Annotated in this window: 13 protein-coding genes, 1 pseudogene and 1 CRISPR repeat array; of the genes and pseudogenes, 10 read left to right on the forward strand and 4 right to left on the reverse strand. The window is 67.7% G+C overall.

Annotated elements, in window-relative coordinates:
- Positions 1 to 45 precede the first annotated feature (45 nt).
- The 6 genes from AB0G47_RS37520 (at position 46) to AB0G47_RS37545 (ending at position 5,751) form a co-directional block, all read left to right on the forward strand.
- Positions 46 to 255: a hypothetical protein gene (locus AB0G47_RS37520; protein ID WP_360779504.1), complete on the forward strand. Its 210-nt coding sequence runs from the start codon at positions 46 to 48 to the stop codon at positions 253 to 255.
- Between the two features lie 232 nt (positions 256 to 487).
- On the forward strand, positions 488 to 790 hold the full coding sequence (locus AB0G47_RS37525; protein ID WP_360779506.1) for a hypothetical protein: 303 nt from the start codon (positions 488 to 490) through the stop codon (positions 788 to 790).
- Positions 791 to 1,293: 503 nt separating this feature from the next.
- Complete coding sequence (locus tag AB0G47_RS37530) at positions 1,294 to 2,271, forward strand: endonuclease/exonuclease/phosphatase family protein (RefSeq protein ID WP_360779509.1); 978 nt, start codon at positions 1,294 to 1,296, stop codon at positions 2,269 to 2,271.
- Positions 2,272 to 2,531: 260 nt separating this feature from the next.
- Positions 2,532 to 2,906, forward strand: coding sequence for an HU family DNA-binding protein (locus AB0G47_RS37535; RefSeq protein WP_360779512.1), 375 nt, complete (start codon positions 2,532 to 2,534; stop codon positions 2,904 to 2,906).
- Entirely contained in the window at positions 2,903 to 3,295 is a 393-nt protein-coding gene (locus AB0G47_RS37540; protein ID WP_360779515.1) for a hypothetical protein, read from the forward strand. The genes AB0G47_RS37535 and AB0G47_RS37540 overlap by 4 nt, the downstream gene beginning before the upstream one ends.
- Positions 3,296 to 3,717: 422 nt before the next feature.
- Positions 3,718 to 5,751: a hypothetical protein gene (locus AB0G47_RS37545; RefSeq protein ID WP_360779517.1), complete on the forward strand. Its 2,034-nt coding sequence runs from the start codon at positions 3,718 to 3,720 to the stop codon at positions 5,749 to 5,751.
- A 210-nt stretch (positions 5,752 to 5,961) separates the two neighbouring features.
- Here AB0G47_RS37545 and AB0G47_RS37550 read toward each other — a convergent pair whose 3' ends face one another.
- The 3 genes from AB0G47_RS37550 to AB0G47_RS37560 form a co-directional block, all read right to left on the reverse strand.
- Positions 5,962 to 7,263 carry an IS110 family transposase gene (locus AB0G47_RS37550; RefSeq protein ID WP_360779520.1) on the reverse strand — a complete coding sequence of 434 codons (1,302 nt, stop codon included), beginning with the start codon at positions 7,261 to 7,263 and terminating at the stop codon, positions 5,962 to 5,964.
- Positions 7,264 to 7,608: 345 nt separating this feature from the next.
- The gene (locus AB0G47_RS37555) at positions 7,609 to 8,049 is read right to left on the reverse strand and encodes a hypothetical protein (RefSeq protein ID WP_360779522.1); all 441 of its coding nucleotides are present in this window, start codon (positions 8,047 to 8,049) and stop codon (positions 7,609 to 7,611) included.
- 409 nt (positions 8,050 to 8,458) lie between these two features.
- Positions 8,459 to 8,923, reverse strand: coding sequence for a hypothetical protein (locus AB0G47_RS37560; protein ID WP_360779525.1), 465 nt, complete (start codon positions 8,921 to 8,923; stop codon positions 8,459 to 8,461).
- Between the two features lie 589 nt (positions 8,924 to 9,512).
- Between AB0G47_RS37560 and AB0G47_RS37565 the strand changes: the two genes are divergently transcribed.
- The 4 genes from AB0G47_RS37565 (at position 9,513) to AB0G47_RS37580 (ending at position 12,747) form a co-directional block, all read left to right on the forward strand.
- The gene (locus tag AB0G47_RS37565; protein WP_360779527.1) at positions 9,513 to 9,710 is read left to right on the forward strand and encodes a hypothetical protein; all 198 of its coding nucleotides are present in this window, start codon (positions 9,513 to 9,515) and stop codon (positions 9,708 to 9,710) included.
- Positions 9,711 to 9,712: 2 nt separating this feature from the next.
- Positions 9,713 to 10,360 carry a sigma-70 family RNA polymerase sigma factor gene (locus AB0G47_RS37570; protein ID WP_360779529.1) on the forward strand — a complete coding sequence of 216 codons (648 nt, stop codon included), beginning with the start codon at positions 9,713 to 9,715 and terminating at the stop codon, positions 10,358 to 10,360.
- Between the two features lie 4 nt (positions 10,361 to 10,364).
- Positions 10,365 to 11,012, forward strand: coding sequence for a hypothetical protein (locus AB0G47_RS37575; protein WP_360779532.1), 648 nt, complete (start codon positions 10,365 to 10,367; stop codon positions 11,010 to 11,012).
- 341 nt (positions 11,013 to 11,353) lie between these two features.
- A CRISPR array of direct repeats spans positions 11,354 to 12,053; the repeat unit is 29 nt; unit sequence GGGAACATCCCCGCAGGCGCGGGGAGCAC.
- 325 nt (positions 12,054 to 12,378) lie between these two features.
- On the forward strand, positions 12,379 to 12,747 hold the full coding sequence (locus AB0G47_RS37580; RefSeq protein WP_360779535.1) for a hypothetical protein: 369 nt from the start codon (positions 12,379 to 12,381) through the stop codon (positions 12,745 to 12,747).
- Between the two features lie 242 nt (positions 12,748 to 12,989).
- Here AB0G47_RS37580 and AB0G47_RS37585 read toward each other — a convergent pair.
- A pseudogene (locus AB0G47_RS37585) lies at positions 12,990 to 13,445 on the reverse strand (CRISPR-associated endonuclease Cas1); the annotation flags it as partial.
- Positions 13,446 to 13,448 lie beyond the last annotated feature (3 nt).

The following is a 13,448-nucleotide window of genomic DNA, read 5'->3' on the forward strand; positions in this document are numbered from 1 at the left end:
CGACAGGCTCCTCAACATCAGGAAATCCCCTCCAGGAGGAGTCCCTTGACGAAGCGTAAGCGCAAGCGTGCCCGCACGGCCACTGTTCCGCTGGCCAAGACCGCCCCCCTTCCCGCGGCCCCGCAGGCGCCCCTCCTGGGATATCTGCGGCGGCGGCGCGGCGACCTCGCCCTCTACCTACTGCGCGGAACCTGCTACGGCCTGGGCACCAGCCTCGCCGGCCTCGTCCTCTGGTGGATCCAGCAGCACACATAGCGGTCCGCGTACACGCCTCGCGCCACCCTGCCCGCAAGCGCCGCCAGACGGGCAAACGACGCAGCCCGTCTGGCGGGCGTGCACCGCGGCGCGCGCGAGAGCTCGGGCCAGGGCTCGGGCTATCGCCCCTTCCCGGCACCCCCGCACGCCTTGCGAGGGGCCGCCGCCTCCCCCAGAAGTCAGGACTTCATGCCGCCGCGAGCGGCCCCCTCCGTCATGAAAGAGACCAGACATGAACCTCAGGAACAGCGAGTTCGCCCGCTGGCTGCTGCGCCAGTGCCACCTGGCCGGACACGACACCGCGGCCAGGGACACCCACATCACGATCATCATCTACGCGTCCATCGCGCTGGACGAGGGATTGAACGCCGAGGAGGCAACCGACCTGGCGCGCTACCTCGGGGTGACACCGCAGGAGGTGACCAACGCGTACACCGACGAATGGCGGCAACGGGCGACAGCCAGCCTCCTGGCGCACCCCGACCTTGCCGAGCTCGATGCCCGGCTCGACCGGATCACCGGCCAGAGGGAGTGACGGCTCGGACAGATGCTCCCCCGGACCCCTGACCGGTCTAACCTCCGAATTGATGGTGCGAGTCCGGTGGGACAGCTCCGCGCAACTCAGCGCCCTGGTCCACTGACGGCAGGCACTGTCTCCCCGCCAGCGAGCCACGGCCCTGCAGATGAAGGAACTGCAGCCCGAGGCATCCCGCATGAGAAGGCGCAACACCGCCTCCTCTGGCAGGTGACCAGGGTTCGGATGGCGCCACGGCCGCTCACCGGCGTGGCGCCATCCGGATGTTGCTACCGACGGTGCTGAAGGGCCGCGTCCTACACTCCCAGACCCTGTACGGCTAACAGCAGCCAACACAACAACCACTCAGAGCTCATTGGCTGGGTACGTGAGTTGGTCACGCTGCTGCCCGCGCGCTTGCTCGGGGCGAGCTGGTGGGGGTTGGTGTCACTGAAATGGGTCTTGTTCCGGGCGGATGGTATCTCGCAGGCTGGGGGTGTCCACTTGCGTGTTGAGGAGGAGTTGTGCCGCCTGAAGCCGACATCCTTGCGCCGCCTAAGAAGGTCGTCGCGCGCGTTGCACGCTGGGAGGCGGTGCTTGATCAGTCGGTGCCGGCGAAGTCGGCCGGCTCCAATCTGCTGATCGCGACGTGGAACTTGCGGGCCTTCTCCGATCTGACCAAGGACTGGGCGACCCCGCAGGGTGTTTCACCGAAGCGGAACTTCGCCGATGTGCACTTGATCGCCGCGGCGATGAGCCGGTTCGATGTGGTCGCGGTCCAGGAGGTGCGCGGGAATCTGCGGGCCCTGCGCTATCTGCTGAAGGTGCTGGGGGAGGACTGGGCGTTCATCCTCACCGACGTGACCCTGGGGAAGGCAGGAAACCAGGAACGCCTGGCGTTCGTGTTCGACACCCGTCGGGTCAAGCCGTCCGGACTGGCCTGTGAACTTGTCGTCCCGCTCGAGCAAGACGCGGGCGTGCCCGCAGGCGACCTGGACCGGCAGTTCGCCCGTACCCCCTATGCGGTGAGCTTCCTCTCGCACGGCCAGACCTTCACCCTCGTCACACTGCACGTCCTCTACGGCAAACAGGCCGCCGACCGCGTGCCGGAGCTCCGGGCCATCGCCAAGTGGCTGGCCAACTGGGCGGAGCGGGAATCCGGCTGGGACCACAACCTCATCGCACTGGGCGACTTCAACATCGACCGGGCCGACGACCCCCTCTTCGAGGCGTTCACCTCCACCGGGCTGGCCCCCGCACCCCAACTGACCGGACTGCCGCGCACCATCTTCGACGACCCGGGAGCCGAGCACTTCTACGACCAGATCGCCTGGTTCACCAAGGGGCAAAAGCATCGCCCCGTTCTGACGCTGGAGTCCGGCGCCGGCGGCCATGTCGACTTCGTTGACGAGCTACAGGGCGCCCAGACCCTGACCGAGCTGTCCTGGCACCTCTCCGATCATTATCCCTTGTGGGTCGAGTTCGTGATCCCCGCAACGTGATCGGTGGACGGCCCTCCGTGCCCTGAGTGTCCGATCCCCGCCGCAGCGGGCCGAACGCTCGACCTCTGGCCTGGTCACAACAGCCAGGGCTGATCCGCCGCATTGCGTGAGGTGCCCCGACCGGCCGCGCCTACCCGGACCTTGGGCGACCCCGCCAGCAGAGGGAACGCGCAGCGATGAACGCAGTGGCTGCACCTCAAGCACAGCCTGCAGCCCTACCGTCAGACGTCTCCGCCTCACGCCTACCCCTGGGGAGCGCCATGACGAACCTGCTGGCGTTGGTTGCTCAGGGCCTTCGCGCTCGGGGCAGCAAGCTCCCGGCACAGGAAGCGATTTCGGCAGTCACCAAAGAGATCATGCGGGCCGTCGCCTCCGGCGAGAGAGTCGACCTACGCGGCTTCGGTAGCTTCTCAAGCGATGCACACCACCGAGAGGTGCGCTTTGAACCCGGCAAGCGGTTCCGGACGCTGGCCGCCGGAATTGACGTGGCTCATGCGATCACCACGCCCGGCGAGCCGCCGGTAAGGGATCAGCCGCCCACGAGCGAGGCATTCCTCAAGCGGCCCCGTCGGACGGCAAGGCCCAAGCCGACGGGGCCGCCTCCGAAGGGCACTGAGAACGAGGAGGCGCCGTGAATCTGAGGGAGGCGCAGGGTCACATCTCAGAGGCAGAGGTGGCGGTCTCGACGGCTGTGCGGCAGTTGGCCCTCGGTGGCATCGCCGTCTTCTGGGTCCTGGCCGGAGGCAGTACACGCGCCCCGAGCGCGGACTGGGTTCTGCTGGCGGCCGGCGCCGGTCTTGTCGCAGCCCTCGCATGCGACTTCACGCAGTACGCGTACACCGCTGCGCGATGGCGCTGCTGGGTCGATGGGAAGGTAAGGGCAGGCCAGAGCGACCCCCAAGCCGATATCGAAGACGGGCCGCTCCGGGGCGCCCGGCTGCTGTGGTGGGGGAAGTGCGTGCTCTTGCTCGTTGGCTACGCGTTCCTGCTGGTGGCATTCGTAGGCACCGGCTTCCTGGACTGAGAAGCCGGTGCGCCTCATGCGAAGGCACCAGCCGGATCAAGGACGTACGCGTCCAGCGCATCCGGATCCCCGCCGGTGTCCGAGCTGGACAGCAGCTACGACTGAAAACGAGCCCGACGCCCCGGCCTACGACCTCCTGCTCCTCCAGGTCGACATGGAGACCGCCGCGCAGTGACACACGCACCCCGTACCTGATCGTCGCCCGCGCCGCCCCTCATCCGCCTCGCCGAGGAGTTCCGTGCCGGACAGCGGGTGCTGCGGACCTGCAAAGCGGTCGGGAGCGGGCGTGCGGAGGCGCTCTGGCTGGTGAACTGCGCTGGTGACACCATGAGTTGCACGGACAGATGGGGAGCGGCGTGGGCTTAGACAGGCGGCAGATCCAGACGGCAGTGCTGGGCAGCGCGGACTCGGAGGAGCCGCTGATGCTGCCTTTGGAGGCGATCGAGCTGGACGCCTTTCGCCACCGGCACGAGCACCACACGTTCTGGTGCGGGCTGTTGCTGGGGGGCTGCGGTGGCCAGCTGACGACCAAGCTCTACACGGACCGGGTCTGTCATTTCGCACATCACCCGGGTCTGGACGGGCTGCCGCATGTGTGCGGACGCCGCTCCCGCGGCGTGGACAGCGCAGATCACCTCTATGTGCGGTCGGCGGCCGCGGCCTGGCTCGCCGGACGGGGGGAACAGGCCTCCTTCGAGTACACCCGACCCGACGAGGCGCCGCTCGGGTCTGTCGTGGATGTGCGCTGGCGGCATGGTGCGCTGCGGGTGCATCTGGACCGTGCGGTGGCACCGGTGTGGGACGACGATGTGGAGCCGGTCCTCGGGACGATGGTGCCGGTCGACCACGACACACTGATCCGCCGCTGGTACGTGCATCGGATCCGCCTGGACAGCGTGGGCACCGCGCGCCACGTGCAGATCGGAACCGAGGCGTTCGCCAGGCCGATCGAATGGTTCGCATTGGACGAGTGCGAGATGACGGAGCGTGGATTGACGACCCCAGCGGTTGAGAAGATCGTTCAGGCCCGCCACGCGCCGCGTCCATCGCTGTGGTCGCCCGGCAAGGCGAGGAAAGTGCCGGAGCCGGAGGCGCGTGCCCAGGCCCTGCTGCGACGGCTGGTGTATGCGCGTCGGATCGAGTCCGTGTCCTTGGCGAAGCAGGTGTGCGGGGAAATCGAGGATCTGACCGGTGTGGAGGGGGAGCTCCAGGAGCAGCTCGAGGCTGCCGTTCGCCACGCGAGGATCTGGCTGATCGAGCAGAACCAGGAGCGCCGCAAGCTGTTCAACAACCTGAAGAGGTCGGTGGCTGAGCAGAAGCCTGGGCGGGTGCGCAGGCTTCTGATTCGCGTCAACGCGACAGCAGCTGAGGATCGCACAGAGGCCGAGTCCGCCGTCTACGAGCGGGCGATCAAGTACTTCGAGAGCCTGAACGATCTCACCCGGGACGCGGTCGAAGCGGAAGCTGACACTGAGAAGGAAGCACGAAAGGCTGCGGCTCGCGTCCGCAGTGCCCTCCATCGCCTTCGCGGGTACGACGCGTACACGGTCGACCTGCGCCCTCAGGTGGAGGAGCTCTTGCGGTCTGCGGCCTCGGCCGGAGAACTGCTGACGCGTGGTGAAGCACGGCGTGTGGAGGTCTGGAAGAAGCGGGCGGCACTGGGGCCGCAGGAGCAGCCGCGTGTGGCGCGCCGGCACTGGATCCAGCGGCGCTGTCCGCGCTGCAACGCGGAGCAGGGCAAGGACTGTGTGCTGGTCGAGGGGCCCAGCAGTGGAAAGCCACGCAAGGATGCTCACCATGAGCGGCTGCAGCTGATCGTGGACGAGCGGCAAGCCGCACAGAAGATGGCCCGGCAACAGAAGAAGGCTCGGCAGGAGGTCGAGGTTCCTGCCGAGAAGATACGGCCGGTCCCACAGGCGCGTGAGCATGAAGTCGGCCCCGCACGTCCCGTCCCGGAGCGGCGGCCGAAGGCCTACCGGGAGGGCCGGGCGCAGGAGGCGGGGAAGAAGCCTGCGGCCCGGCTGCACCACCAGGTGCCACGCGGCGACTGGTACCGAATGGTGTGCCCACGATGCCACGCCGGACCGGACAAGCTGTGTGACAACGACGATCGCCTCGGCCCCAGCGAGAAGCGGCAGCTTCCCCACGATGAACGCCTGCGCCGCGTCCTGCAGAGTGACGACCGCATTGGCCCCGGCGAGAAGCACAAGGGCGCCCGCGGTGAACGCCAGCGCCAGGACCCGCTGCCTGCCCAGGCCAAAGCCCGGCCTCCTCGGCCGCGCAGGGGAGAGCGGGAAACGCAGGAGACCGCGGGCTCGGCGGCGCGTACCTGGCATACCGAGGAGGTCACTTGCCCGAAGTGCCAGGTCGGCCCAAACTCCCCGTGCACGCCCCACGGCCCGCACCACGAGCGGGTGGAGTGGGCGAAGGAGTTCACCCGAAAACTGTGGGGGTGAGGCCAGAGTGCCGGTAGTGGACGCGGCGCTGCCTGCCGAGCTGGAGCCCCTGCGCCAATAGAGGGGAACCGACGAAAGGTGGTTCGTGAGGTGACGGAATGAGCGCGGGGTCAGCGGGCCGGGCGACCGCAGCGTGTCCGGCTGTCCTGAACGGAAAATCTCCCCGTCCCAGGGCATGCGGATGCCTTCGTTGGCCTGAGGTTGGGGGCGTCAGGCGGCGGGGGCGAGGGTGACGTCGTGGCCGAGGGCCTTGAGCTGGCGGACCAGGTCACGGGTACGCCGGGCCGGGTCGATGAGGCGCTGGTGGTAGTCGACGCCGAGGTCGTTGTAGACGGCGTCGGGGTCGTTGGCGAGGTGCCAGACGACGACGAGGATCGAGCGGGCGATGGCGACCAGGGCTTTGGGTCGGCCTCGCCGTTTGACGAGTCGTTTGTAGCGGGCGCCGAGGAAGCTGTCGCTGTGCGAGGCGGCCAGGGCGATCTCGCCGAGGGCACCCTTGAGCCACGGATTGCCCTTGCCGGTGGGGCGGCTGATGCTGGTTCCGCCGGACTGGACGGTCCGCGGGGTGAGCTTGGCCCACGAGGCGAGGTGGTCGGCAGTCGGGAAGACCCGCATGTCGGGGCCGAGTTCGGCCAGCAGGATCTGGGCGGCGGTCGGTCCGATGCCCGGGATGGCGTCCAGCCGTTCCACCAGGGATGGACCCGGGCCGGGTTCTCCGTCGGGGCCGGGCAGCTCGGCGATCGCATCGGTGATCCGTTTGGCCAGCCGGTCGGTCTGGGCGGTGAGATGGTCGATGGTCTCCAGCAGGGTCCGGCACAGGAAGCCGTGATGGTCCTCGAACTGGCCGGTGAACGCCTCGACGAGGCGGGCGTGTTTGGCGTTCATACGGCCGCGGGCGAGACCGGCCAGCGTCCGGGGGTTCCGCTCGCCGGCGATCAGGGCCTCCAGCATCGACCGGCCGGAGACGCCGAAGAGGTCGGTGACCACGCTGCTGACCTTGATCTGGGCGTCCTCAAGGATCTTCTCGATGCGTTGCTTGTGGCGGGTGCGTTCTTGCAGTAGGACGGTGCGGGTCCGGGTCAGGTCGCGCAGCTGCCGCACCGGTTTGGGAGGCACGAACGAGGGCCGCAGCATGCCGCGTTCGGTCAGCTTGGCCAGCCAGACCGCGTCGAGCCGGTCGGTCTTCGGCCGACCCGGGACGTTCTTCACGTCACGCGCGTTGACCAGCCAGCACTGAAGACCCCGGGCCTCCAGGAGCACGAAGAACGACTTCCAGTAGGCGCCGGTTGACTCCATCACGACCCGGGTCACGCCCTGGCACACCAGGCGATCGCCGAGTTCCAGGATCGCGTTGGTCGTCGCGGCCACGTTCCATACCTGCTGCACCCGCCGCTCGGGCCGGGTTTCGTGCGGCAGGCGCATACACACCATCCCCGACGCCTTGGCGATGTCGATCGCCGCGACGCGGTCCACCAGGTCCTCGGACGTGTTGATCTCTTCCGGGTCTGCCACCGGATCTCACCCCATCCCGTCAGCCGTGGCCCCAGGCGGTGGCTGCCCGGGAGCGGGAGGGGAAAGCGAGAATCTGAACGGCGTGCTCGACGGCAACAGTGCTCAGCCCCTCAAGCCGGCTCCGGCACCAGACTGTCTCGCGGGATCGATCGCCCAAGGACAATTCGACGTCACGGACAGCCACCGACCCCATTTTCACGGCTGCAAGGCGTCACGTCAGCGATACGAGGACTGTCTCAGCGAGGCCTGGTCATCCTCACCGGAGTTTGAGTGAGGGCGGAGTGCCATCGGAGAGAGGGCCGCCGCCTCGGCCGTGCCCAGTGTGGCCGAGGCGGCGTCGCGCGACTACTCGTCCCGGATGCGCTCGAAGAGCCAACCGTGGTCCTGGTCGGAACTGGACTTCAGCTCAAGGAATGGCGGGTGGATCTTGATCGGTGCGATTCCGATCGTCAGGTCGGTACCGGCAACAGCGACGGTGAAGGTTCCCGGCCCCGCGCCTTGGGTGATCTTCCACTCGCAGGGCGGGAACTCGCTCACCCGCAGGAGCAGCCTCGCGCCTGCGTCTGGCTTCTCCGGGGCCTCGTCGTAGGTCAGGTACGTGCTGGGGAAGAGGTTGGAGGGCCTAGTGATGACGTAGTTGCCCTCCGGGGTGCCCCGCACCATGAACTCCTGCTCCTGCTCTGGCGCTGCCCCAGGGGGCAAGAGAACGACGGGCCCGTCTTGGCTGGTGGTAAGGCGCTGGTCGTCGAGGCGTATGCGATAGATGCCGGGGGGCAGGGCTGTCATGGGCGTCTCCTTCGCCTGATGCGTGCCGCGGTCGCGGCCGACTCTGGTCGTCAGCCTCCTGCGGCGGCAGGCGGGCCGACAGAGGGCACCTCGACGGGTGGCTTGAACCGCACTGCGCTGTGGATGCGCCGCCCCGCCCTCCCTCGCCGCTCGGCACGATGTCCTGAACGGGCGTTGAGCACCCAAACCCACGAAGGAGCCATACGGAAGTTCACCGGGAAACTCCACACCCCTACGCGGGACCTGCACTCAGCGGGGGCAGCGTCTCAGCAGGTCAGCGAATTCCGTCGGTTGCCCATAGAAGGAGAAAGCGGTGGTGCAGATGGAGGCCCGCAAGGTCGGTGTCCCTTCTCACCGAAGGTTGAGCGATCTCATCGAACCTTGGTCGACTGGTAGAAGCGCACCCCGATCAGCTGATGACGTCGGCGCCTAGATCTGCCCGCATCGCGGCATGCACGAGCTTCAAGGCGTCCAAGTACTCCCGCATGCGTCCACCGCCCCGGGCTTCGATGTTCGCGCCCTCGATGACGACATCGCGAAGGTCCCGAGCGTGGCGATCAAGGTTCCTCGCCGGTGTCAGCACCGACTGAGGCGCCAGCACTGCAAGCTCGTAGCGAGAGGCATAGCAGGCGGCATATGCGGTGAATGCTCTGTACCCGCGGTCCTCGTCGGTTAGGCCAGAGGCGACAGAGAGAACCCGCAGTTGCGTTCGAACCTCAGCGTGGGCAGCAAGGTAGCGCGCATACACCTCTTGCTTTGCCTTGCGATGCTCGACCCGTTCCTCTCTCCGCTCGCGTCGGCGCTCGACGAGGAGAGCCGAGCTGAGGGCGATGACGGCCCCCACGAGCGTCCCGAGCAGCGGTAACCACGTCATGCGCCGACAGTAGCGGCAGCGATCGCAGGCGTTGGACGGTTCATCACACCGGTCAACCTTCGATGAGAATGCTCAGGCTTCGCTGCGACAAGTCAGTCGGCCGGCCATCACGGACGCACTTCAACGGGCGTGCGACGTGAGGTTCGGGCCAGCGCCGGTGCGCGGCCGGTCGACGAACTCAACGCAGGGTTGTTGTACGGGTGTTGTCGAGAGGGCGCCCCAAGCGCATTTCATGCGACCGGTGTTGGTGACGTCCGTCACATAGGGGACCACTCCTGAGTGCTCCAGACCGAGCTCAGCGGCCATCCGGAAGGGTGCAGGCGTACGCCCGGGCGCACGCGCCGCAGCGAGTTCCTGCTGACCAGAGGCGTACACGCAGGGTGAGTAGTCGTTACCGATCGTTCACTCTCGAACTCACCTTCTATCCCAGAGTTACTCACTAGTCACTTTGTGTAAAAAATTGATCGCATCGTGCATGCGCGTTTGCCCCCTGCCATCCGAAATCCTGCGGTTGAGGACATAGGAGTTCTCCGGCGATCCGCACCTGGTGCGGGACGGGCCGCCGCCAGCAGGACAAAGGACAGGATCAGTGACCTTCACCCTCGACGAACTGCTCGCCGCGACCGTGGTGTTCACCGCGCTGCGGGTCTTTGCCCCCGACGCCCTCCATCTGACGCGCCGCCTGCTGCGCGCCGGTGTCCGTGTGGGCGCCGCGGAACTGCTCAAGGGCGGCCGCCCCAGTGACGCCGCTCCGTCGCTGACCGCCTCCAGCGACGAGGGGGTCTAGCGATGAGCGATCCCATCACGTCCCTTCCCTCCGAGGACGCGGAGGAGCCCCAGGAGGTTTCCTTCGCCCTGGCCGGCCACCCCGACCTGGACCATTTCACCGGCATGTCCTACGAGATGCCCCCGGACCTGGAGGGGTTCTTCGCCCTCTACGCCCGGCCCCACCTTCGCTACGCCCACTCGATGCTGGGCGACAAGCAGGCCGCCAAGGCCGTGGTCCGCCGCTGCTTTAGCCACCTCGCTCTGAACTGGCGCAACGTACTGAAGGAGGAGAGCCCCGAGGCGTACGCGTGGAAGCTCCTCAAACAGCGTGTGGAGACCCATCTGCGGCTGTCCGGGCAGCCCGCTCAGTCCCAGATGGTGCAGAGCGCCGCTTTCCAACACACCGCCCGCGCCACCCTGGAGGCCATGCGCTGCAAGTTCGCCGTCATGGAATCCGCCCTCGGCCTCTACACCGCGATAGCCGGACTTCCCGAGCGTCAGTACGACGTCATCGTCCTGCACTACGTCCTGGGCTATACCTCACCGCGCATCGCCCACATCATGGGCATCAAGCCCGACACTGTCCGATCCCACCGGCGGCTGGCGCGCCAGCGCATCGCCATCAAACTCGGCCTGTCGATCGATCCGGCTGCTGACGAGAAGGAGTAGGACTGTGCCGAGCCACTTGGACGACATGCTCGCCCAGGCCGAGATGGACGACGTGTTCACCGACGCCGACCTCGCCGACCTCAAGCAGGAGATCGTCCGCGACGTCACCCAGACCCTCATGTTCTGCGCTGTGCCCGGCCCGGCCGGGGGCATGCCCACCGTGCACGAGCAGGCCGGGGTCAGCCTGGACGCCCTGTCCACTCAGGTCCTGCACCATCCCGATGCGGCCGGGCATCTCTCCCAGCTCGCCAGCCGCGGGCCCGACAATCCCGATGGTGCTCTGCACTTCGCCTGCCTGCTCAGACTGGCCGGATGCTACGAAGGAGCCCAGTTCTGGTGGCAGTTCTCCGCTGGTGCCGGCAACGCAGTGGCCGCACAGTGCCTGAATCTCTACCACCTCAGCCGTGGCGAAGTACGCGACGCCGGTTTCTGGGCGCACCAGGCCCTCACCCTCGCTGACCCACCCACCCTGCGCGCCCCCCGTGCACGTCAGCCGGCCACGGCGTCGCACGAACTCCGCCTTCCCCAGCGGCTGCGGGACGCCGTGCGCCGCTTGAAGGTCGACACCGTGGAGGAGTTCGGCATGGGACGCGTCCCCCGCCCCGATTCCCAACTCGCCGACCAGGTCGAAGAACTCGCCGACGTCCTGTAGATACGCAAACGCCCCGGCTGGATGGAGGGGGACCAGCCGGGGCCGTATGGCGATCACTCTCACGTGGCGCTTGGCCGTCACCCGCAGGGGCAGACTCCGGCAGCCACCGCGGGAAGGGGTTCCCTCATGTCGAACAACTACGCCGAAGACGACGCGGACATCAAAGCCTTCAGCGCCCGGTAGGGAATCGATACCCAGGCCGTCGACGGGGAGCTGACCGTCGACGAGGAAGGCATGCGCCAGCTCGCCGACCTCGCCCCCAATCCGGTCCGAGCTCACGCGATCCTCGACCAGCTGCTCGCCGACGCCCACGACAGGGTTGGCCCCACCGTCTGGGCGCTGGGAACATCCCCGCAGGCGCGGGGAGCACCAACGGGCGAGCGAGCGGCGTCCGGCCGTGACGGGAACATCCCCACAGGCGCGGGGAGCACTGCGTCGGCGCTCGCCGTACGCCATCCGTAGCGGGAACATCCCCGCAGACGCGGGGAGCACACGTCGTTGGTCTCGGTGCGGATGCTGTAGCCGGGAACATCCCCGCAGGCGCGAGGAGCACTGTGTCAGCACAGAAGGGCGCCGACTCGGAGGGGGAACATCCCCGCAGGCGCGGGGAGCACATCAAGTCACTGTCCATCATCGCCGTCGCCAAGGGAACATCCCCGCAGACGCGGGGAGCACGACCGGTCACTCCGCCCACCACCAGTGATCGAGGGAACATCCCCGCAGGCGCGGGAAGCACATGTTGCCGGACTGGAGCATGTCGCGGATGGCGGGAACATCCCCGCAGGCGCGGGGAGCACTCGACGGTGAGCTTGGAACGGCCGGCCGCGGAGGGAACACCCCCGCAGGCGCGGGGAGCACAGGACGATGCGCGGTAGGTAGGGCCACACGTTGGGAACATCCCCGCAGGCGCGGGGAGCACGCCGGTCTCGCCCGCTCGGCGGGCCCGGTCGCGGGAACATCCCCGCAGGCGCGGGGAGCGCGGCGGCCGTCGGGCCGGCGACGGGTCCGGCGGGGGAACATCCCCGCAGGCGCGGGGAGCACTATGCCAGCTCTGGTCTGTTGACTGCACCAAGTCGCACCAGCACTCGACGGGATAGCGATGGCGTCAGGTGAGACGCTGTCTTTGTCGTGGCGCGTCGTGCACACACAGGGCTAGAGCTGTGATTGATCCGCGCCACGGCTTGGGGGGCCGATGAACGTCGCAAGTACCTCGGTCACAGCCGTGGTTGCACTGTTTGGTGTGGTTCTGGGCGGGTGGCTGTCCACTCGCAATCAAGACCGGTTGTGGCAGCGTGACCACGCACGTCAGTGGAGAGACATTCGCCTAGCTGCCTACAAGGACTTCGTGACTGCCTACCGTCAGTACGTGGCGTACACGCTGGAGCCGACCGCCAACATCACTGCCGTCCAGCATCCGCGGAAGCCTGACAGCCTCATGCCGTTCTTTGACGCAGCCGGATGGCCCTACAAAGAAAAGCTTGAGGAAGCCTCGATGGCTGTTCGCCTCGTTACGGAATCCGCCGAGACCCTTAGCGCCACCGGGGATGTGGTCAGATGCGTCCGCCAACTTGCTGCCCTGCGGGCAACGCATTGCGCATCAGCACTTCCGGTGAATGACTTCGAAAGGCTGCAGTTGGCCCAGAATGCATTCCTGACAGCAGTCCGGCGAGAGTTGGGGCTCACCACGATTCCCCTAAGTGCGTACGCAGTCAGGCGGTTGCGCCCCGACCCTTAGTGCAGAGAAGATCCAGGGCATAGGCGCCGGGGACATCCCCGCAGGCGCGGGGAGCACGGGATCAAGGCATCGCGCGCCCACACCAAGACGGGAACATCCCCCCAGGCGCGGGAGCACGCATCCGCGCGGCGCTTGAGGGCGGCGCCCGCGGGAACATCCCCGCAGGCGCGGGGAGCACCAGGAAGGTGCAGCCAACGACAACCGTTTCGAGGGAACATCCCCGCAGGCGCGGGGAGCACGTTCTTGACCCGTCGGCCTTCTCTGCCGAGGAGTTCGGATCGGGTCAGACCCGCGGGATCTTCGTCGGGGAAGCGCAGCTGGTACATGGCGCGGGCCACGTCCAGGCGACTGCGGCGGTTGGCCCAGCGCACTGCCTGGGCCTCGACGAGGTGGGAGGAGCGGGTCAGAGCCCGTCCGGAGGCGTAGTAGCGCACGCCCTGTTCGCCGACCCACACCACGCCCGCGCCGCTCTCGCCGGGCACGCTCATCGCCTGGTGGGTGATGCGGGTGCCGGGGCCCAGGAGGAGGGTGCCGAGCGTGGCGGAGGGGATGTGGGTGGTGCCGTCCGCGTCTTCGGCGGTGATCGCGTTGGCGTCGCGGTGGATGGTGCAGCGTTCCAGGTAGACGAAGGAGGCCCGGTCGGCGATGCGGGTGAGGTCGCGCGGGCCGCTGGCGGGCCGTGCGCCCGGGGTGTTCACCGG

Source organism: Streptomyces sp. NPDC021622, from assembly GCF_040640795.1.
In the GTDB taxonomy this organism is placed as follows: domain Bacteria; phylum Actinomycetota; class Actinomycetes; order Streptomycetales; family Streptomycetaceae; genus Streptomyces.